The following is an 18,744-nucleotide window of genomic DNA, read 5'->3' as shown; positions in this document are numbered from 1 at the left end:
CTACTTTCTTCCTTGGAGCCAATACGTCACCATATCACCCTTACCTTTGATTGGAGTCAAACCTCGATTCTGAAACAAATACTTATCTTTCAAAAGCTCATAAGTAACATCCGTAACTTGAATACTGCCTGCAAGTCCAGTAACTTCCATCCTCGCCGCCACATTCACCGTATCTCCCCACAAATCGTAAGTAAATTTGCTAACACCAATCACTCCTGCAACTACTGGCCCCGAATTGATACCCACGCGAATTGCCAAATCTTCCCCTGTTTGGGCGGACAATTTTGCTATTTTTGCTTGCATTTCCAGGGCCATTTCCGCGATCGCCTCAGCATGGTCATCTCTGGGTGTAGGCAATCCTCCCACTACCATGTAAGCATCACCAATCGTCTTAATTTTTTCCACACCGTACTCTTCTGCTAATTGATCGAATTGGGAAAAAATCACGTTTAAACGCTTTACAAGTTCCGTCGGAGACATTCTAGCGGACAACTCAGTAAACCCAACAATGTCAGCAAATAAAACACTTACTTCTTCAAAACTATCAGCAATCGTGCTTTGCTCTACTTTCAATCTTTCGGCTATGGGCTTCGGTAAAATATTCAACAGCAATTTTTCAGTTTGGTCCTGTTGAAAACTCAGCGCTTCTTGGACTAATTTTCGCTCTGTAATATCAGAAACAGTACCTTCATAGTACATTAACTTACCTCGTGAATCGCGAACTGCCCGCACATTTTCAGAGATCCAAATCACAGCACCATTCTTACGTTTGACCCTCGATTCAAACCCAGAAACAGCATTATTCGCATCCATAGCAACTACAAATTCCCGACGGCGTTCGGCATCAATATAAAGTTGCTCGGAAATGTTTTGAATGCTGGACATCAGTTCCCCAGGCGAATCGTAACCATACAATTTCGCTAAGGCTGGATTAGCGCTGATAAATTGTCCAGAAGGGGTACTTTGAAAAATGCCTTCCATGGCATTCTCTACGATACTGTGATATCTTTCTTCAGCTATTTTGAGAGATTCTTCTGCTTGTTTTCGCTGAATTAAAGAACCTAATTGAGTGCAAATAATATTAAAAATGTCAATAAATCGCGAGTCCTTGGGACAAGATAAAAGTTTAAAAAAAACTAGGACTGCTAATACTTCATCTCCGACTAAAATAGGTACACCAAAACCCGCTTTAAATCCAATTTCTAACGCTATTTTAGTTCTAATAAATTCTGGGTATCCCACAGAAACATCTTCTACCCATTCAGGTTGCCGGGAAACCCACACTCGTCCTGGTAGCCCGATATTTCTAGCAAATGTCAAGTTTTCACTTTGCTGGCGGAAGATTGCCATACTGGTATCTTTACCATACCAACCGCGGCTCGATTTCAAGAAAGTTCCTTCGGCATTAGGAATCCAAGCTTCTCCTAAATCCCATCCGATTGTTTCGCCAACTTGGTGCAAAATTACTTCTAAAGCAGAGTTAAAATCCACGGATTCGCCGATCGCCCGCGTAGTTTCCAGCAAAAACCTGATTTCTTCTTCAGCCCGTTTTCTTTCAGTAATTTCTTGTTCCAACAAAGCATTGCGCTCTTGCAACTCTCTAGCTTGTTGTTGCAGTTTTGATTGCAAAGAGCGCAAGGAAAGTTGGCTTTCAACACGGGCCAAAACTTCTTCTATTTGAAATGGCTTAGTAATATAGTCTACTCCTCCTACTTGAAAAGCTTTTACTTTTTCTAAGACATCATCTAGGGCGCTAATAAAAACGATCGGAATATCTTTAGTAATTTCATTTTTTTTTAAATTTTCACAAACTTCATAGCCGTTCATTTGCGGCATATTAATATCTAACAAAATTAGACTCGGAGGAGACATTTGTGCTCCTTGCAAAGCAAGTTGTCCGTTAATAGCTTTCCTAACTTGATAGCCGTGAGATGTCAGCATAGTCGATAAAAGTCGCAAGTTATCCGGCATATCGTCAACGATCAAAATATCTTTAGGAGTCACTGGCAGTGGATGGTCGTTCATCATAATATAATTGAGTGAGATCGATGATGATATCTATCCGAAAGTTTTCGACTAAATCTGTTAAAGCCTTAGCGAGATTTGCCTCACTTTCAGGGATTTGCTGGATAAGTTGCAGTAGGCCACTGTCATCAACACAAATTGCTGCTTGATACAAATTGACCAACCAGTCTCTGGGCATTACACTCAAATCCTGTGGGCTTAAAATTTTGGGAGATGTCAGGGGTGGTACAGAAGTAGATGACTTTTCTTCTTCATAAATATAACGCACTTTTAGGCGATCGGCTATTTTGTCAAATAGCAGTTCTTCCCGAAAGGGTTTACAGATAAAATCATCACAACCTGTGGCAAAAATTACTTGTCGCTGTTCTTCAAAAGCACTAGCAGTCAGGGCAATAATGATGGTTTTTTCGCCTTCAGGAGTTTGCTTGATTTTTCTGGTTGCTTCATATCCGTCCATAATCGGCATCAACATATCCATCAAAATCAGGTGAGGTTTCCAGCTTTCGTGCAAAGCCACAGCTTCTTCACCGTTACAAGCTTCGCAAATTTCAAATCCCAATGGTTTGAGAATTTCGATTAACAGTTGACGGTTTTCCAGTACATCTTCAACTATCAGTATCCGATAAATCGGCTGTCCGGCTTCTAAAGAAATGACTTGTTTGGTGCTATTTTTTTCTAGCTCATCAATTTTTGTTACCACATTCACTTGGATATTAAAGGTAAATGTTGTCCCTCGATGGATTTGACTTTTAACTGATATATCACCTCCCATAATTCGGACAAACTGTTGGCTAATCGGTAAGCCTAAACCTGTTCCTTGCATGGATTTACGTCCGGTATCTGTTTGCACGAAGGGCTGAAATAAAGTATTAATTTCAGCGGGGGAAATACCAGGACCAGTGTCAGTTACTTCAAAAATCAATTGGCATTTTTTGGCTCCATCTAAAGTTGCTTGTTGTTGGCTGGTGACTCGCAGAGTAACGCTTCCCTTTAAAGTAAATTTAATAGCATTTCCGAGCAAGTTAATTAAAACTTGCCTCAATTTTGATTCATCGGTTTGAATGTATTTGGGTAAATCTTCCGGCAGCTCAAAAATTAGCTGCAAGCCCTTAGAGTTGGCTTTTAATTGCAACATTTCTTTGAGGATATCGATCAGTTTGTAGAGGTTGAAGCTATTTTCATTGATGCTAATCTGACCAGATTCTATCTTAGACATGGACAATACATCATTGATTAGTTCCAATAAATGTTCGCCACTACGGTTGATAATTTCGATATATTCTTTTTGTTCTTTGGTGATGGAAATGTTACGAGCCATAACTTGAGAAAAACCAAGAATAGCGTTTAATGGGGTGCGGAGTTCGTGGCTCATGGATGCGAGAAATTGGCTTTTGGCACGATTGGCAACTTCGGCATTTCCTTGAGATTTAATTAGTTCCATTGACTGTCTTTGAGTGTGGGCTAGCAATTCAGCTTGTTGCAACGCGACTCCTAGCTGCGTACCTATATGAACTGCGACTTTGATTTCAGCTTCGCTCCACTGGCGGGGGGCTGTATTTTGATAGGAGGCGAGTAATCCCCAAAGTTTTTCTCCGCAAAAAATGGGGACGGTAATATAGGCTTTGACTTCAAATCTTTCTAAGAGTTCGATGTAGCAATTATCGAAGCCCTGTTTGTAAATATCTTCGACGCAAAGGTAAGTTTTACCACGGCTGTAAGATCCGCCCTGGGTTTCTTGTAAATAGGTGTCGCATACTTCTTGTAAGCTGCTATCAAATTTTTTGACTACGCAATTTTCGCTGTCTAAAGAATCTTCTGTGAAGTTGGGGTCTATTTGCTGTTCTTGGATGAGGGAAATCCAGTTACTATCAACGGATTCCGCTACAAATTCGCCACTCCAGTCTGGATTGAAACGGTAAATGGCGACTCGATCGCATTTCATGGTTTGGCGCATTTCTCGCGTTGTAGCCTGAAAAATTTCTCGAATATCTAATGTCTGCCGCATTTTTTCAATAATTCGCGCGATCGCTCTTTGTCGCAATGCACTTTCTTGTAGTTCCATTTCTGCTTGGTGGCGTTCGGTAATATCCACCGCCATTAAACCAATGCCGATCGCTCTACCTTGTTCATTAATTAGCGGAGTATTATACCACTCACAAACGACTTTTGTGCCATCTTTGGTCTGGGTTTCACTGGTGGTGCAAGTAGCACTAAATTCCCCAGTCATATTGTTGTTTAAAAGTTGAGATATTTGTTGGTAACAGCTTTCGGGAATGATTAAATCTGGGACGTTATGACCGATAACTTCTGCTTGGCTATATCCAAAAATATTTTCCGCAGCCGGATTCCAAGTAATCACTTCTAAATTAATATTTAATTCGATAATCACTATAGGTGTTTGCTGCAATAAAAATGAAATTCTTTGCTGAGATTCACGCAATTTTTCCGCAGCTATTTTGCTGTCGGTAATGTCGTTAGCAGTACCAAGAATTTGTTTAGGTTTACCATCGGTTTGTCTCACAAATACTGTATCCCAACTGTGCATCCACCGCCATTCGCCGTTTTTGTGTTTCAGGCGGTATTGACATTCAAGGACATCACCGTCTTGGGATCGCTTCACTTTTTCGATAGTTTCCAAAAATGCTGGTAAATCTTCACGATTTAGCAGCCTTAACATCATTTCATTACCCATATCTTGTATTTCTTGGGCGGTGTAACCTAGCATTGCAGTAATTTGGTGGTTGGTGTAAACGTTGCGGTTTTCAACTAAGTCGTAAACGTACAATAGATTGGGATTAGAATCGGCGATCGCCTGAATGAAGTGCTGACTTTCTCGCAGTGCGGATTCTGTTTGTTTGCGATCGCTAATATCTCGTGCCACAATAATTACTGAATCTTCAGACAGGGGAGAAACTTTAGCGTCGAGCCAGATTTCGCGTCCTTCTAGAGTATAATTATATTCAATATTGATACTTTCTTTGGTTATTAAAACCTGTTTGATAGTAGCTAAAAGCTGATCTGCAATAGATTGTGGTAAGACTTCATGGGCTGTTTTGTTAATCATTTCGCTGGGAGGTTTAATCAAACTTGACGCACTTGTGGGAGCGATTTTGATACAACGCCCTTCGGCATTTCTCACTAAAACTAAGTCAGTCATCCCTGCAAAAATAGCTCGTAATTCTGCTTCAGATTCTTGTAGAGCTTGTTCGGCGCGGACGCGAGTGCGAACTTCTGCTTGTAAGTGTTTATTTTGTCGATCGAGTTGTTGCAGTCGCTGTTTTTCTCGCTCTAAGAGTTTAGCTTGAGCGATCGCAATTCCTACTTGAGCAGCCACAGTTTCTAAAAGATCGATTTCATCTTCTGTCCATTCCCGGTAGCGATCGCACTGGTGTAAGCAGATAGCACCATTTGCTTCCCCTTGGTAGGAAGTGCGAATTGCTAACATCGATTTCAAGTTCACCTCGTGGCAAAGGGCTAGTGCTGCTTGTAAAAGAGGATCTGAGTAAACATTATGGGAGGCGATCGCCCGATCTTGAATCATCATTTGTACGACGTGAGGATTCCCCCAAATCGGAATTGAGATATGGCCAATTGATTCGCAATCGGGTTCCAGATACTCTGCCGCCAAAGGAATATCGACCTGGGGGCTAGTAATATAGGTGTGAAGCAAACAACGATTGACACCGAATGTCTGACCAATTTGAGTGACTGCGGTTTGAAATATTTCATCTGGTTGTAAGCTAGAGCGAATCTGCTGAATTATTTTTCCAATCAGCAATTCTCGCTGAACTTGCCGCTCTAAGGCTGTTTTAGCTGCCGCTTTTTCTAAATCTGATTGTTTGCGATCGCTAATATCAAAAAGTACCCCATACCAAACAATATCTCCATTGATACGCATTTCGGGTCGAGAATTAGATTGCAACCACTTAATCTTCCCTGATGGCGCAATAATCCGCCATTCGCAGGCAAAAGGTGCTAAAGTTTGGGCGCTCATCAGCACAGCATTTTCAATAGTTTTTCGGTCATCAGGATGATTTTGTTGAAAACACAATTCGGGGTTGTTTAAAATTTGTTCACTGTCTAATTCATATATGTTTCTACAATCAGAACTGATATATTCAAAGTTTAATTTTCCCTCACCATTCATCACAAATTGATAAATTACTCCCGGTATATTAGTCGCCAATTTCTGCAACCGTGCTTGACTTTCCCGCAGTGCTTGCTCTGTCGTGTTACGAACTGCCACCTCTCGCTGTAGTTGGGCGTTCTGCTCTTTTAATTGTTTTGATAGGTGTTGAATAGTTAGTTGATTTTTGACACGGGCTAAAACTTCTTCGACTTGAAAAGGCTTAGTAATGTAGTCAACTCCCCCAACTTCAAAGGCTTTAACTTTATGATAAGCTTCATGGAGGATGCTCAAAAAAATTACCGGAATTTCGCGGGTTTTTTCGTTAGCTTTTAGTCTTTCACAGACTTCATAGCCGTTCATTCTCGGCATAACAACATCGAGCAAAATCAAGTCAGGTATAGAATCAAAGTCAGAATTTACTGTCAATTCACCCGAAATAGACCTCTGAACTTTGTACCCCTCTTTAGTCAATATGTTTGATAAGAATCGCAAGTTATTAGGTCGATCGTCAATGATTAAAATTTGGATATTTTCTGAGTTAATTAACATCTTTTCTGTCGCCATCTTTTTATTCTCTACTGTGAGTACCCAAGTAATACTTTAGGAAGAATTTATTTGATTACATAAAAATTTAGTTTATGTATAGTAGTTCTTAATAAAGTGAGGTATGACCTATGCCCTATATCCGAGAGAACCTCATGACTGAGAAAGGCTATAGCAGCCTTCTCAATCATCGTGGCTGTTTCACCAACAGCTTTAAATGATGCCGAAAGACAAAAAAAACCGTCACTACATCGCGCCCAAGTCTTTGATTTATATGGCTGCAACATCTGAGTGAAAAAATTGTTTAAATTTTCTGGTGTTTATCTGCTAGTAATTCCTGAAGTTTCAGAATATTTTCGGCAGTAAGAGCGATTTTGATTTCCAGTTCTTGTTCTACATCCCATAGCAACATAATATTATCTTCACCTAGGGCAAATTCGACATTTTTCAGTTCAAGGGTTTGATATTTAATTTCGGGAATTGCTATCCGAATTACTATCTCCGATTCTAACTGAGGATAAATGTAAAGTTGCTGTTGCAGGTTGTCTAGTTCCAGTTTCTGAACTATGGTGTTCCTTTCGACAGGAGAATCAGGTTTGTACCAATACAGAGTATCCCCACGAATTTCCGGATTGACCATGATAAAATTTTCGTCAAACCGCTGGGGATGCCAGTGAATTTCACTCATACCACCGCCAAGGGGAATAATGCGCTCCACCCAGGTAATTTCTTTGCCATTGAGATTTGCCCACCACTGACTGATATGATGTAAATTGTCAGTATTGTTGGGGTTGTTACTTTCCAATTCCCAAATTATTTTTAGTTCCATATACAGGTTCTCCAGCGAATTTATTTTTTTGATAGTTTGCACTTTCAATTGGAGATTTATTTCTTCTACAATACTCTCAATGGACTTACCAATTATTTACCACGAAGATTACGTTGCACCCCTGCCACCGGGTCATCGCTTCCCGATGGGCAAGTTCCGGCTGCTTTCTGAAATGCTCGTGGCGGATGGGGTCGCCTCCCAGGATCAATTTCACGCCCCGGAACTTCCTCCTTCAGAATGGATTCAATTTGTCCACGATGAGTTTTATATTCAAGCTTACTGCAACGGGACCCTTGATGCCAAAGCTCAGCGCCGAATTGGTCTTCCTTGGAGTCGAGCCCTTGTCAATCGGACTTGTATCGCCTCCTCTGGAACGGTACTGACAGCCAAGCTTGCTTTAGAATGCGGTTTAGCTTGTAATACTGCGGGAGGAACTCATCATGCTTTCCCTAATTATGGGTCTGGTTTTTGTATTTTTAACGATTTGGCGATCGCCTCTCGTGTCCTGCAAAAAATGGGTTTAGTTCGTCAAGTATTGATTGTGGATTTAGATGTACACCAAGGGGATGGAACCGCTGTTATTTTTCAAAATGACGACAGTGTTTTTACTTTTTCGATGCACTGTGAGGTGAATTTTCCAGGTACCAAACAAAAGGGCGATTTAGATGTCCCTTTGCCGATCGGTATGGAGGACGACGAATATTTGCAAACCCTGGCTAAATATTTACCAGATTTGCTGTCAAATGTCAAGCCAGATTTGGTTTTATACGATGCCGGAGTAGACCCTCACCATGCGGACAAACTGGGAAAATTAGCTTTAAGTGATACGGGGTTATTTCGCCGGGAAATGCAAGTTTTATCTACTTGTTTGGCGGGGGGCTATCCAGTGGCCTGTGTGATTGGTGGTGGCTATTGCGATGACATGAAGGGATTAGTTTATCGGCATTCGCTATTGCACCGAGCGGCCAGTCAGGTTTATCGCCAGTATCGACTGTGAACGAACCTGACGGTCAACTGAGTACAGTTAGACCGCAGGCTTCTTTTTCCTTTTTTGCAAAGGCTTTTTTGAGTGACGGAGTTCCACCGCCACTTTCGTAACTCAGACCAATTTTTCTTATGAGTTTGGCTGAATTTTTATCTCGATCCAAAGATTCTCCACATTGACAAGAATGCCACCGTTGGGACAACTCTTTCGGGACTTTGTTGAGGCAGTTCCAACAGTGCTGGGAAGTTCCTTTGGGGTCAACAAATAAAACACTTTTACCTAGTTTCCATGCGACATATTTCAGAACGTTGGCGAATTGCCCGTGAGCAGCATCAAGCATGGATTTATTCAAGCCACTCTTAGCTGACTGACTGTTAGGCAAATAAACCAAATTACCATTCTCAATATCAGTCTTGGGCTTGGCACGTCTAGTTAGATTTTTGACGCTCAAATCTTCAACAACTAAAACCTCACACTTGCTAAAGAGCTGCTGTGCAGTTTTAAATTGAAAATCTAATCTAGCCCTAGCTACGAACTGATGGCATCTGGAAATCTTGTTCTTGATTATCTTCCAAGGTTGAGAACCCTTGACTCTATTAGCTAGCTTTGCTTGAAGCCTTGCTAATTTCTCGGCAGACTTCCTCAAGAATCTAGGATTTTCAACTCTCTCGCCATTAGAAAGATAGACGTAATTAGTAATTCCCAAGTCAATACCAAGAGTGTTTTCATCAGTCGGTTGAATTTTTGCAACCGTTACGGGAACCCTTTTATCTTCTAAGGTCTTTGCAATGTCTAATTGTCGGTTTCCGTACCTACACCCGACGAGTATTTCATCCCAAGGAGTAATTTATTTGGGGTACTTCGCGCAGCGCTCTGATTCATCCCCCTCTAAATATACCCTTAGACTTCCCGGCTGGTAGTTAAACATTTGTATTTATCAAATGTCGATCGCCTGCTCTTGCCAAACAGAGACAAACTGAGCTAGAAATTATTAAACAGACGATCGCCATTATGTCCAATGCCATTGCGCCCAATCATCCGTATCCCCTACTTGTGGTCATCGTTAACTACCGAACTCCGGCTTTGACCATAGACTGCTTGCGTTCTCTAGTTAACGAAGTAGAATCCCTTCCCGGTATGCGGGTTGCAGTTGCAGACAACGCCTCTGGCGATAACTCAGTCGCAGAAATTAGCAGCGCGATCGCAGCAGAAGGCTGGAGCGAATGGGCATCCTTCGTACCCCTAGACTACAACGGCGGATTCGCCTTCGGCAACAACGCCCTGATCCGTCCCGCCCTGAAATCTCCCAATCCCCCGCCTTACATCCTGCTGCTGAACCCAGACACCGTAGTTCGCCCCGGTGCCATCAAAGCCCTGGTCGATTTCATGGACACTCATCCCGAAGCTGGAATCGCCGGCAGCCGCTTAGAAGACCCCGACGGCACGCCCCAGGAGTCAGCTTTTCGGTTTCACAGCCTGTTGACGGAACTCGATTTTGGTTGGCGCACAGGCTTCCTATCTCAGCTTTTGAAAAACTGGGCCGTAGCGCCTCCGATTTCCGAAGAAATCTGTCAAACTGATTGGGTAGCAGGAGCCAGCATGATCGTCCGTCGCGAAGTATTTGAAAAAATTGGCTTGATGGATGAAGCTTATTTCATGTACTGCGAAGAAATGGACTTTTGTCTGCAAGCTCACAAAGCTGGCTGGAGTTGCTGGTATGTACCCCAAAGTCGTGTAGTTCACCTAGTAGGTCAAAGCTCAGGCGTCACTGACACCAAAAAGCCTGCGAAACGACTGCCTACTTATTGGTTTGATTCCCGACGCAGATACTTTCTCAAAAACTACGGCTTGGTTTACACAGCATTAACTGATCTATCCTGGGCTTCGGGCTTTGCCACCTGGAGGGTGCGTCGCATACTTCAACGCAAGCCCGACGGCGATCCACCAAAATTTCTCAGCGATTTTGTATCGAATAGTGTATTTTTTAAGGGGGGTAAGATTGAAAAATCCAAAAACTTTTAAAGGACTGGGTAAATAATTAAAACCCAAATAAACCCGGTTAATCTTAACAAAATATTGTGTGATGCACCCTAGAAATTGGTATTCTAGATATCAATAAACCGGGTTTAACCTCCCTCAAAAAAAACCAATAAACAAATTACTATCAGGGGCATCTAGGAACAGGGTAAACAAGCAATAAGTGTGAATTAGAACTTATGGTAACTGACGATCAAAACTTAATTAGCAGTGCAAATCAAGTAGAAAACCCCCCACTCGGACTGTGGCAGCAAATTAAAGAAGACTGGATTGCTCATGGTCGCGATTGGACAAAACCGGGGTTTCGGGCGGTAGCAGTTCAACGCTTCGGTGTGTGGAGAATGAAAGTTGAACCGAAGCTGCTGCGGGCTCCCTTGAGTATTCTGTATCGATCGCTCTACCGAAAAGTCCGCAACACCTACGGCATAGATTTGCCATACACCGTGAAGCTTGGCCGCCGCGTGGTGATCGAACATCAGAGCGCAATTATTATCCACGGACACTGTACGATCGGCGATGACTGCTTTATCCGCCAAGGCGTAACCCTGGGAAACCGCTATTTGGACAAACCCCTAGAATCGCCTCAATTGGGCGATCGGGTTAACATCGGCGCAGGTGCAAAAATTCTCGGCAAGGTCAACTTAGGAGACGACGTAAATATCGGTGCCAATGCAGTAGTTTTATCCGACATTCCGGCCGGTCAAACTGCTGTTGGTATCCCCGCCAAAATTCTTCAATCTACAAAGAAACAGGAAACAGAGATACCAGGCTGAAATTTCTCTGTTTTATCAAGCAACTTAAGTGTGGGGATATTCCAGAAATCTTTCTACTCAAGTTAGAAAGATTTATTAAATAAAGTAAACTCCACAAATAAACACAATTGTCTACATCATCAAAATACTCGACAAACAATGGTTGATTCACTTACTAAGCCAATCATTTCTGCTACAGAACCAGACTGGAGTCGCGAACAAGCTGGTAAGTGGTGGGAACCCAATTGTCAACTGCTCAAATCTATCCGTAATTACCAAAAGTGGCAGCAACATGGTGGGATTTTAGGCTATTTGTTATGTCGCTTAAATATCATCTACCATCGTTTTTGGAGTGTGGTAACGGCAACAGACATCCCCTTAAACTGCCAAATAGAAGGAGGACTCATACTGCCTCATCCTAATGGCATTGTCATTCATCCCAGTGCTTCCATTGGCCCTAATTGTTTAATTCTGCAACAGGTGACAATTGTTGGTGATGTCAAAATAGGAGGCCACGTCGATATCGGTGCAGGAGCAAAAATAATTCGCTCCGTAACCATCGGCGATCATGCTTTGATTGGTGCTAATGCTGTGGTGATCTGTGATGTGCCACCCGGCGCCACCGCAGTGGGAATACCAGCAAAAATTATTGAAAAAAAAGCCAGTATCTCGGAAAAATCTTTTCTCGAAGTAGAAGAAACCATATCGAAATAGCTTGGCTTTGATTAAGATCTGAAAGAGACATCTCCTCAAAAGTCAGTGAAGAACAGCCAGGAGTGCCTGTTCCACCAAGAATTATGACAGATGTCTCAGGAATAGTTTAGTAGTTGCATTCAACAGGAAAAACTTGAAAAAAATTGGATTAGTGGCGATCGGACGAAATGAAGGGCAGCGCCTCCGCCAATGCCTAGTCTCGGCCACAAACAAAGTTTCCCGCGTCATCTACGTCGATTCCGGCTCCACAGACGGTAGCCTAGAATTAGCCCGATCGCTCGGCGCCGATACCGTAGAACTCGACCTATCCACACCCTTTACCGCCGCCCGCGCCAGAAATGAAGGCTTTACCCGCCTGCTGGAAATAGCACCAGACATCGAATTTGTCCAATTTGTCGATGGCGACTGCGAAGTCGTTGACGGATGGATCGATCGAGCCTACAGCGAACTCACAGCCAAACCAGACGTAGCAGCAGTCTGCGGGCGCAGACGCGAACGATACCCCGCAGCCACCATCTACAACCAACTCTGCGACATCGAATGGGATACCCCCATCGGCGAAACCAAAGCCTGTGGTGGCGACTCCATGATGCGCGTCGCAGCCTTGCAACAAGTCGGCGGTTTCAATCCCACACTCATCGCCGGCGAAGAACCAGAACTCTGCGTGCGTTTGCGCCAAAAAGATTGGAAAATCCTGCGCTTAGACGCCGAAATGACCCTCCACGATGCCCAAATGACCACTTTTACTCAGTGGTGGAAGCGCGCCCAAAGAGCAGGTTACGCCTACGCCGAAGGTTCCTGGATGCACGGCGGGGAACCAGAGCGCCATTGGGTAAAAGAAACCCGCAGCACCTGGGTGTGGGGATTCATCTTGCCAGTGCTAGCCTTGGCAATGGCATTGCCGAGCAAAGGTTGGAGCCTGTTACTATGGAGCGGCTATCCCTTAGCAACCTATCGCACCTATAACTATTATGTAAAGCATCGGAATATCACCACTAAAGACGCAGCTATCTACGCTTTGTCTTGCGTATTAGCCAAATTTCCCCAGCTACAAGGTCAAATCCAGTTTCACCAGCGTAGATTACTGGGTCAACAGAGCAAGTTGATCGAATACAAAACCACCAACTCCATTAATTCCGCCAGCTAGCGCATAGCTCACTAAAATTAATTCACAACCACAGGTAGTAAACAAATGAGCAATAAAAAATTAAAAGTTTTACTAATAGTAGAGCAATGCAATCCTGAATGGGCATCTGTACCTTTGGTTGGCTACAATTTTTTTCACAAAATCAACAAGTTAGTAGATGCCACCCTCGTCACCCATATTAGAAATAAATCAGCTCTGGAAAAACACCCAGAATATGAAAAAGTTTTCTACCTAGAAGAATCAAATTTAAACAAACAATATTATAAGATAGTAGCAAAAGTTACAGCCAACGGGCGAGTAAATTGGCCTCTTTATAATGCCTTGAGCTACCCAATTTATGAAGAATTTAATCGGCAAGTATATCAAAAATTTAAAACAGAAATCTTGAACGGCGATTATGACATAGTTCATGCCATTACCCCGATGATGCCACGGTATCCGTTTAAAGTAGTCACTGTATGTCAGCAGACTCCTTTTATTCTAGGGCCTGTGAATGGGGGCATTCCGTTCCCACCAGGCTTTCAAGAAACGGCAAAACAAGAATTTGCTCAATTCAACTTTTTGAGAGCAGTGGGTCGAGCCTTAATTCCAGGTTATGTAGAAACTTACAAAAAAGCTGACAAAATCTTAGCAGGTTCAACCTATACTTTGAATATGCTCAAAGATTTATTTGCCATCCCTGACGAAAGAATTGATTTGTTCTACGAAAATGGCATTTCCGATGAATTTTTAAATGCGACCCATATCAAAAATAAAGAGGCTAGCCAGATAAATCTGCTGTTTGTCGGCAGATTAGTCCCCTACAAATGCGCCGACATTGTGATAGAAGCTATTGGCAGATTAGACCCGGTAATTAAAAATAAAACCCGGTTAACAATAGTGGGAGACGGACCCGAAAGAAATAACTTAGAAAACCGAGTCCAGGAACTTAAGTTAGGGGAAATAGTGAGTTTTGCCGGATGGGTGAATCAACAAGAAACTCTGGATTATTACAGGAAAGCAGATATTTTTTGCTTTCCTTCTATCCGAGAGTTTGGCGGAGCTGTGGTAATGGAAGCTATGGCTTGTGGACTCCCCTGCATCGTTGCCAATAATGGCGGTATTGGTGAATATGTGAATGAAGAAACGGGTTTTAAGATAGAGCCAAATTCTAGGGAGTATCTCACCGAGGAGTTGACGAGTAAAATTAAACTGTTGGTTGAAGACGATCGCCTGCGGGAAAGTATGTCAGCCAAGGCGATGGAAAAAGCCAAAGAATTTGCGTGGGATAAAAAGGCAGAAAAGATTGTTGAAATTTATCAAAAAATGCTTGGCGAACCTCTAAACTCTAAAAGTTAATGTTCAAAGACAATCAAAATGGCGAGAATTTTTCTATCCGCGGGTCACGGTGGCTTTGAAAACGGGACGAGAGACCCCGGAACAGTGGCCGGTGGAACTACTGAAGCCAGGGAAATGATCCTGCTTCGTGACTTGGTGGTTGGCCAATTGCGATCGCGCGCTGCGGAAGTGCTGGCTGTACCCGATGAACTCAGTCAAGTGCAAACCATTGACTGGATTAACTCCCGGTCTCGGATTGGCGATGTGGCTTTGGAAATTCAAGCTAGTGGCGCTTCTAACCCCTCGGTGCGCGGTGTCGGTATTTTTTATATTGCCGCCAACAACCAGCGGAAAGCTGATGCGGAAATGCTGATTATGTCCTTGCTGCGGAGGTTGCCGCAGTTACCTAACCGTGGCGCAACACCGGATACGGCTACGGGTTTGGGACGGCTGATTTTTTGTCGCTGGGTTTCTATTCCTTCGATGTTAATGGAACTGGGCTTTCTGACGAACCCGGACGATCGCATTTTGATTCAAAATCGGCGGGGAGAGATGGCGATGGGAATTGCTGACGGATTGGAAACTTGGATTCGCCCTCGTGCGGAACCTCCAACTCCTAGCCCCATTACTTATCGATCGATTAATATCAATCTCAATGGTGGGATTTATGAAGAACAGGGGGTTTTAATTAATGGCAATGCTTATATTCCCATCGATCTAGTGGATAGATTGGGCATTGATTTATCTAATATTGCCAGACTTCGCCGCGTTAGTTACAAGAATATTGTCTACGTTCAGGCGATCGAACTGCGGGATTTTCAAGTATTAGTTACTTGGGATAATGCTAATCGGACTGTGGTTTTGCGATCGAATATCCAGCCTCCTGCTCAAGTTGGCAAAATTATGGGTACTGGAATCACCACTGAAGTGCAGTTAATGATGTTTCTCAGAGCCAATAATCCCAGCGCTTTAACGGTTTTTCCTGACATAGCAAAGCTTTATCGCGAAGAAGCGAGGGTTGAAGGAGTCAACTACGATATTGCTTTTTGTCAAATGTGTTTAGAAACTAATTTTTTGCGTTTTGGTGACAATATTAGACCGACTCAAAACAATTTTGGAGGTTTGGCTACGGTTGGGGGAGATAGTGAAAGCGCATCTTTTGCTAGCGCCCGCATCGGTGTTAGGGCTCACATTCAACATTTAAAAGCTTACGCCAGTATTGAACCTTTGGTTCAGGAACTCGTAGATCCCCGATTTCGCTTTGTGACGCGGGGAATTGCTCCTGAAGTCGATCGACTCGGTGGGCGTTGGACAGCAGATTTGCAGTATGGCACGAAAATTAAAGCTTTGGTAAGGAGGCTTTATGAATTGATGCAATCTGCGAGTTGAAGTGACTTAAACGTAGAATGCGATCGTGGTTAAATTCCCGACTTCTTAAAGAAATCGGGAATCTGGGTCTGATATTTTTTTAGAAAGTCTGTCACAACCAGATATTTTAGATAATCCCCGGCCCTTTGCCACGCATATCTGTTTCGGCGGTCAGTTTACCTTCTTCACCTCTTTTATCTTTAATTTCTGCCAAGATACGGGCGCGTTCTTGGGCTTCTGCTTCTTCTTTTGCTCTCAAATCACCCGGTTCGTCAATGTACATTTCGGGTTCGATCGCGTAATTGTTAACAAGACCTTCTTTGTCTATTGTATAGCCATCTGTAGTGCGAATACTTTCATCATCAGTTTGGTCATCAGTTTTGGCATCTTGCTGATGTTGTTCTGTGGTTGTGTGCATGAAGTTGCTACCTTCACGTTCTTGCCGCGCTGCTGTTTCGGCAGGAGTGATGCCCCTGTCGTAGTGGGGGGCTTGCATATTAGCTTCGATTTCTACATCTGTTGGTGTTGCTTTGCTAATACTCATGATTTATTCCTGGGTTATTTTTTCAAAAAGTGTCTTTGACCTATGTTTAAATAGTAGACTTAAGCTCAGGGATTCCCTAACTATCTTTGGTTATAGTTTCCTGACGATCGATCTTATGACAGAAGGAATAAAAAAACTCTCTCTCACAGAAATCTCCTCAAAAGACAGTCAAGAACACGCAGGCGGTTTCCCCTCAGCTTGGTCGAAGAGATGCGTGTTCGACAATAATTATAGAAGTGGTCTCATCAATTTTTACCCCCCCAAACTTACCGATCGCCTCTATTTGACATCTATCTAAAGGTAGAGAATGGGGAATGGGCATTGGTGGGTAGTTTACGCTTCTTTGAAAAATCGGATGATTTCGCGGACGTGGTTGAGGAATTTTCCGTCATCGGTGAGTTGGGCGATCGCACTTTCTGCCTCTCTTGCCAGTTTAGTATGTTCTGCCTGATTTGTAGCACTCAAGTCTTCTAAAGATGCTGCTAGTCGAGTTAAGTCTCTTCTGGTAGCTTCCTGCTGTCGCTCTTGGATAGCTACCCAAGAATTCGGATCGTTAGAGTTGAACTTAGCTTCTAAATTGTTAATGGTAGATTCTAAGTTGGCGAAGCGGCTGCGGAGTTCGAGAATATCTTCGCGGGGGTGCAAAAATTGACGGCGAATCATTGTCAGCCGCGCTGCTAAATATTGATAACCTCTAATCCCTGGACGCAGTAGAGTTAACAGCAGTGCAGCACCAGAACTGAGATAGCCAATTGGGCTAATTCCGGTGGCGGCTAGGGTGTAAAGGGCGATCGCGCTCAAGAGGTGCAGTCCGATGGCCACCACGAGCGATCGACTAGCTAATACAGTAACGTATTTGACTTGTTTGTCATCAACTACAATACCTTTTTCGCTTGATTCTTTGGCTTGGGCTAAAACTTCTTTAGCTTCAAAATGGATATTCCACGGAACAGTAACTATCAACAATAACCATTCAAAAATAGCAATGGCAATTACCCAATCAATGAAGCTGCCGGCGGGGATGTGTAACCATTGCAGAATGGCAAAAACTAATAGTAAAAATAGGCCTGTGCTGGCACCAAAACCTGCGAAAGTGTAATACATTGCGATCGCCTTTGCGGAATGTTGTTTTGATTGTGCGTGGGTTTGCAGGACGAGGTGAAAAGAGTGTGACAGTTAGGAAAGCTTCCTATTAAACTAGATGGTCAGCCCTGGCGTAGGGGCTTTTGATATCTAACAAGGGTGTGACAGTTAAGAAAGCTGACTATGACCAAGTAGTCCATAGTCTGTAGTCAAATAAATCTCCCATAATTGCTGTGGAACAGGCATCAACAGCCTGTTTTTGAATATTTTTTGGAGACAGCTCTGCTACGGCAGCAGAATCAGCTAGGGCTGAGATAAACTGATTGGGATGGCGATCGCGCTTCTGCCAGTTGCGTGTCTGTAACTCAGTCCTGGACGCACAGCATCTACAATTGACTCTAGCGTCTTCATCTAATATCTGCGCGTCTACTACTTAAAATCACAAGTCAGCAGTAAGGACAAACCGATGGCGAACTCAAATATTGGTCTAGAAAATCAACTTTACGATTATCTATTATCTATTTCCCTGCGGGAGCCAGATATTCTTCAGCAACTGCGAGAAGAAACTGCTAAACACCCTATGGGTATGATGCAAATAGCTCCTGAACAAGGTCAGTTTATGGAGATGCTCGTGCAACTCATGGGGGCGACAAAAACCTTAGAAGTTGGCGTGTTTACGGGATATAGCTCCCTGTGCGTAGCTTTAGCACTACCTTCCAACGGGAAAATAGTGGCTTGTGATGTCAGCGAAGAATATACGGATATCGCGCGTCGCTATTGGGCAGCAGCGGGTGTCGCCCACAAGATTACTTTGCACTTGGGCCCGGCAATTCATACTCTCGACAAGCTCATCGCTGAAGGACAAGCAGGAACTTTTGATTTTGCTTTCATTGATGCGGATAAAGAAAATTATGAGGCTTATTTTGAGCGATCGCTCCAACTGGTAAGGAATGGCGGTTTAATTGTAATTGACAATGTTCTGTGGTCAGGACGAGTTGCCGATCCTCAAGTACAAGACCAAAGTACCCTAGCCCTTCGTAGTTTCAACGACAAATTGCGTAACGATCCCAGAGTAACTCTCAGTGTTGTCCCGATTGCTGATGGACTGACTTTGGCATTAAAACGTCGCTGGGCTACGATGATGGAACCGATACTTTTTTGCTAACTTTTGCTAACAAATATATAAGTTGAGGTTTGACTTCAACCAAGGCGTATCAACCGATGCCCGAAGGAAGATCCCACGAGCACCGTTTAGATCCCGGTTCATCTGA

15 protein-coding genes are annotated in these 18,744 nt (G+C 43.3%); 9 read left to right on the top strand and 6 right to left on the bottom strand.

The features are described from left to right. The 3 genes from AAFP14_RS23825 to AAFP14_RS23815 all read right to left on the bottom strand — a co-directional run bounded on the left by AAFP14_RS23825 (position 1) and on the right by AAFP14_RS23815 (position 7,526). Positions 1-2,028 carry an adenylate/guanylate cyclase domain-containing protein gene (locus AAFP14_RS23825; RefSeq protein ID WP_341734668.1) on the bottom strand — a complete coding sequence of 676 codons (2,028 nt, stop codon included), beginning with the start codon at positions 2,026-2,028 and terminating at the stop codon, positions 1-3. Beyond that, complete coding sequence (locus AAFP14_RS23820; RefSeq protein ID WP_341734667.1) at positions 1,994-6,718, bottom strand: PAS domain S-box protein; 4,725 nt, start codon at positions 6,716-6,718, stop codon at positions 1,994-1,996. Before AAFP14_RS23820 ends, AAFP14_RS23825 begins: the two co-directional genes overlap by 35 nt. 283 nt (positions 6,719-7,001) lie before the next feature. Next, positions 7,002-7,526, bottom strand: coding sequence for a hypothetical protein (locus AAFP14_RS23815; protein ID WP_341734666.1), 525 nt, complete (start codon positions 7,524-7,526; stop codon positions 7,002-7,004). 79 nt (positions 7,527-7,605) lie between these two features. Between AAFP14_RS23815 and AAFP14_RS23810 the strand changes: the two genes are divergently transcribed. Beyond that, positions 7,606-8,523, top strand: a complete 918-nt coding sequence (locus AAFP14_RS23810; protein WP_341734665.1) for a histone deacetylase family protein — start codon at positions 7,606-7,608, stop codon at positions 8,521-8,523. Positions 8,524-8,536: 13 nt separating this feature from the next. On the opposite strand, the gene AAFP14_RS23805 is transcribed toward AAFP14_RS23810, so the two are convergent. Continuing rightward, entirely contained in the window at positions 8,537-9,301 is a 765-nt protein-coding gene (locus tag AAFP14_RS23805) for an RNA-guided endonuclease InsQ/TnpB family protein (RefSeq protein ID WP_341734687.1), read from the bottom strand. 221 nt (positions 9,302-9,522) lie between these two features. Here AAFP14_RS23805 and AAFP14_RS23800 point away from each other — a divergent pair, with 221 nt between their 5' ends. The 6 genes from AAFP14_RS23800 to tftA all read left to right on the top strand — a co-directional run bounded on the left by AAFP14_RS23800 (position 9,523) and on the right by tftA (position 15,867). Further along, positions 9,523-10,533, top strand: a complete 1,011-nt coding sequence (locus AAFP14_RS23800) for a glycosyltransferase family 2 protein (protein WP_341734664.1) — start codon at positions 9,523-9,525, stop codon at positions 10,531-10,533. A gap of 194 nt (positions 10,534-10,727) precedes the next feature. Beyond that, on the top strand, positions 10,728-11,321 hold the full coding sequence (locus AAFP14_RS23795) for a serine O-acetyltransferase (RefSeq protein WP_341734663.1): 594 nt from the start codon (positions 10,728-10,730) through the stop codon (positions 11,319-11,321). 138 nt (positions 11,322-11,459) lie between these two features. Beyond that, the gene (locus AAFP14_RS23790) at positions 11,460-12,014 is read left to right on the top strand and encodes a serine O-acetyltransferase (protein WP_341734662.1); all 555 of its coding nucleotides are present in this window, start codon (positions 11,460-11,462) and stop codon (positions 12,012-12,014) included. Between the two features lie 133 nt (positions 12,015-12,147). Continuing rightward, complete coding sequence (locus tag AAFP14_RS23785) at positions 12,148-13,161, top strand: glycosyltransferase family 2 protein (RefSeq protein ID WP_341734661.1); 1,014 nt, start codon at positions 12,148-12,150, stop codon at positions 13,159-13,161. A 45-nt stretch (positions 13,162-13,206) separates the two neighbouring features. Continuing rightward, positions 13,207-14,499, top strand: a complete 1,293-nt coding sequence (locus AAFP14_RS23780) for a glycosyltransferase family 4 protein (protein WP_341734660.1) — start codon at positions 13,207-13,209, stop codon at positions 14,497-14,499. Positions 14,500-14,517: 18 nt separating this feature from the next. Next, positions 14,518-15,867: a hormogonium tapered terminus morphoprotein TftA gene (gene tftA / locus AAFP14_RS23775; protein ID WP_341734659.1), complete on the top strand. Its 1,350-nt coding sequence runs from the start codon at positions 14,518-14,520 to the stop codon at positions 15,865-15,867. Between the two features lie 106 nt (positions 15,868-15,973). Here the strand turns inward: tftA and AAFP14_RS23770 are convergent, their stop codons facing one another. Next, positions 15,974-16,390: a hypothetical protein gene (locus AAFP14_RS23770; protein WP_341734658.1), complete on the bottom strand. Its 417-nt coding sequence runs from the start codon at positions 16,388-16,390 to the stop codon at positions 15,974-15,976. A gap of 115 nt (positions 16,391-16,505) precedes the next feature. On the opposite strand from AAFP14_RS23770, the gene AAFP14_RS23765 reads away from it, so the two are divergent. Beyond that, positions 16,506-16,688 (top strand): hypothetical protein, encoded by a 183-nt coding sequence (locus AAFP14_RS23765; RefSeq protein WP_341734657.1) that lies wholly within the window; start codon positions 16,506-16,508, stop codon positions 16,686-16,688. 35 nt (positions 16,689-16,723) lie between these two features. Here the strand turns inward: AAFP14_RS23765 and AAFP14_RS23760 are convergent, their stop codons facing one another. Beyond that, on the bottom strand, positions 16,724-17,494 hold the full coding sequence (locus AAFP14_RS23760) for a hypothetical protein (RefSeq protein ID WP_341734656.1): 771 nt from the start codon (positions 17,492-17,494) through the stop codon (positions 16,724-16,726). Positions 17,495-17,939: 445 nt separating this feature from the next. Between AAFP14_RS23760 and AAFP14_RS23755 the strand changes: the two genes are divergently transcribed. Next, complete coding sequence (locus AAFP14_RS23755) at positions 17,940-18,638, top strand: class I SAM-dependent methyltransferase (protein ID WP_341734655.1); 699 nt, start codon at positions 17,940-17,942, stop codon at positions 18,636-18,638. The last annotated feature ends 106 nt before the right edge of the window (positions 18,639-18,744 follow it).

The organism is Microcoleus sp. EPA2, assembly GCA_020882975.1.
Classification (GTDB): Bacteria; Cyanobacteriota; Cyanobacteriia; order Cyanobacteriales; family Microcoleaceae; genus Microcoleus.
Note: the sequence above shows the minus strand (reverse complement) of the source record. Positions and strands in the feature narration are given on the sequence as shown.

What these genes read in the sequence shown, in the direction of transcription:
- AAFP14_RS23825 (WP_341734668.1), bottom strand. Translation starts at nt 2,028, where the DNA reads ATGATGAACGACCATCCACTGCCAGTGACTCCTAAAGATATTTTGATC.
- AAFP14_RS23820 (WP_341734667.1), bottom strand. Translation starts at nt 6,718, where the DNA reads ATGGCGACAGAAAAGATGTTAATTAACTCAGAAAATATCCAAATTTTA.
- AAFP14_RS23815 (WP_341734666.1), bottom strand. Translation starts at nt 7,526, where the DNA reads ATGGAACTAAAAATAATTTGGGAATTGGAAAGTAACAACCCCAACAAT.
- AAFP14_RS23810 (WP_341734665.1), top strand. Translation starts at nt 7,606, where the DNA reads ATGGACTTACCAATTATTTACCACGAAGATTACGTTGCACCCCTGCCA.
- AAFP14_RS23800 (WP_341734664.1), top strand. Translation starts at nt 9,523, where the DNA reads ATGTCCAATGCCATTGCGCCCAATCATCCGTATCCCCTACTTGTGGTC.
- AAFP14_RS23795 (WP_341734663.1), top strand. Translation starts at nt 10,728, where the DNA reads ATGGTAACTGACGATCAAAACTTAATTAGCAGTGCAAATCAAGTAGAA.
- AAFP14_RS23790 (WP_341734662.1), top strand. Translation starts at nt 11,460, where the DNA reads ATGGTTGATTCACTTACTAAGCCAATCATTTCTGCTACAGAACCAGAC.
- AAFP14_RS23780 (WP_341734660.1), top strand. Translation starts at nt 13,207, where the DNA reads ATGAGCAATAAAAAATTAAAAGTTTTACTAATAGTAGAGCAATGCAAT.
- tftA (WP_341734659.1), top strand. Translation starts at nt 14,518, where the DNA reads ATGGCGAGAATTTTTCTATCCGCGGGTCACGGTGGCTTTGAAAACGGG.
- AAFP14_RS23770 (WP_341734658.1), bottom strand. Translation starts at nt 16,390, where the DNA reads ATGAGTATTAGCAAAGCAACACCAACAGATGTAGAAATCGAAGCTAAT.
- AAFP14_RS23765 (WP_341734657.1), top strand. Translation starts at nt 16,506, where the DNA reads ATGACAGAAGGAATAAAAAAACTCTCTCTCACAGAAATCTCCTCAAAA.
- AAFP14_RS23760 (WP_341734656.1), bottom strand. Translation starts at nt 17,494, where the DNA reads ATGTATTACACTTTCGCAGGTTTTGGTGCCAGCACAGGCCTATTTTTA.
- AAFP14_RS23755 (WP_341734655.1), top strand. Translation starts at nt 17,940, where the DNA reads ATGGCGAACTCAAATATTGGTCTAGAAAATCAACTTTACGATTATCTA.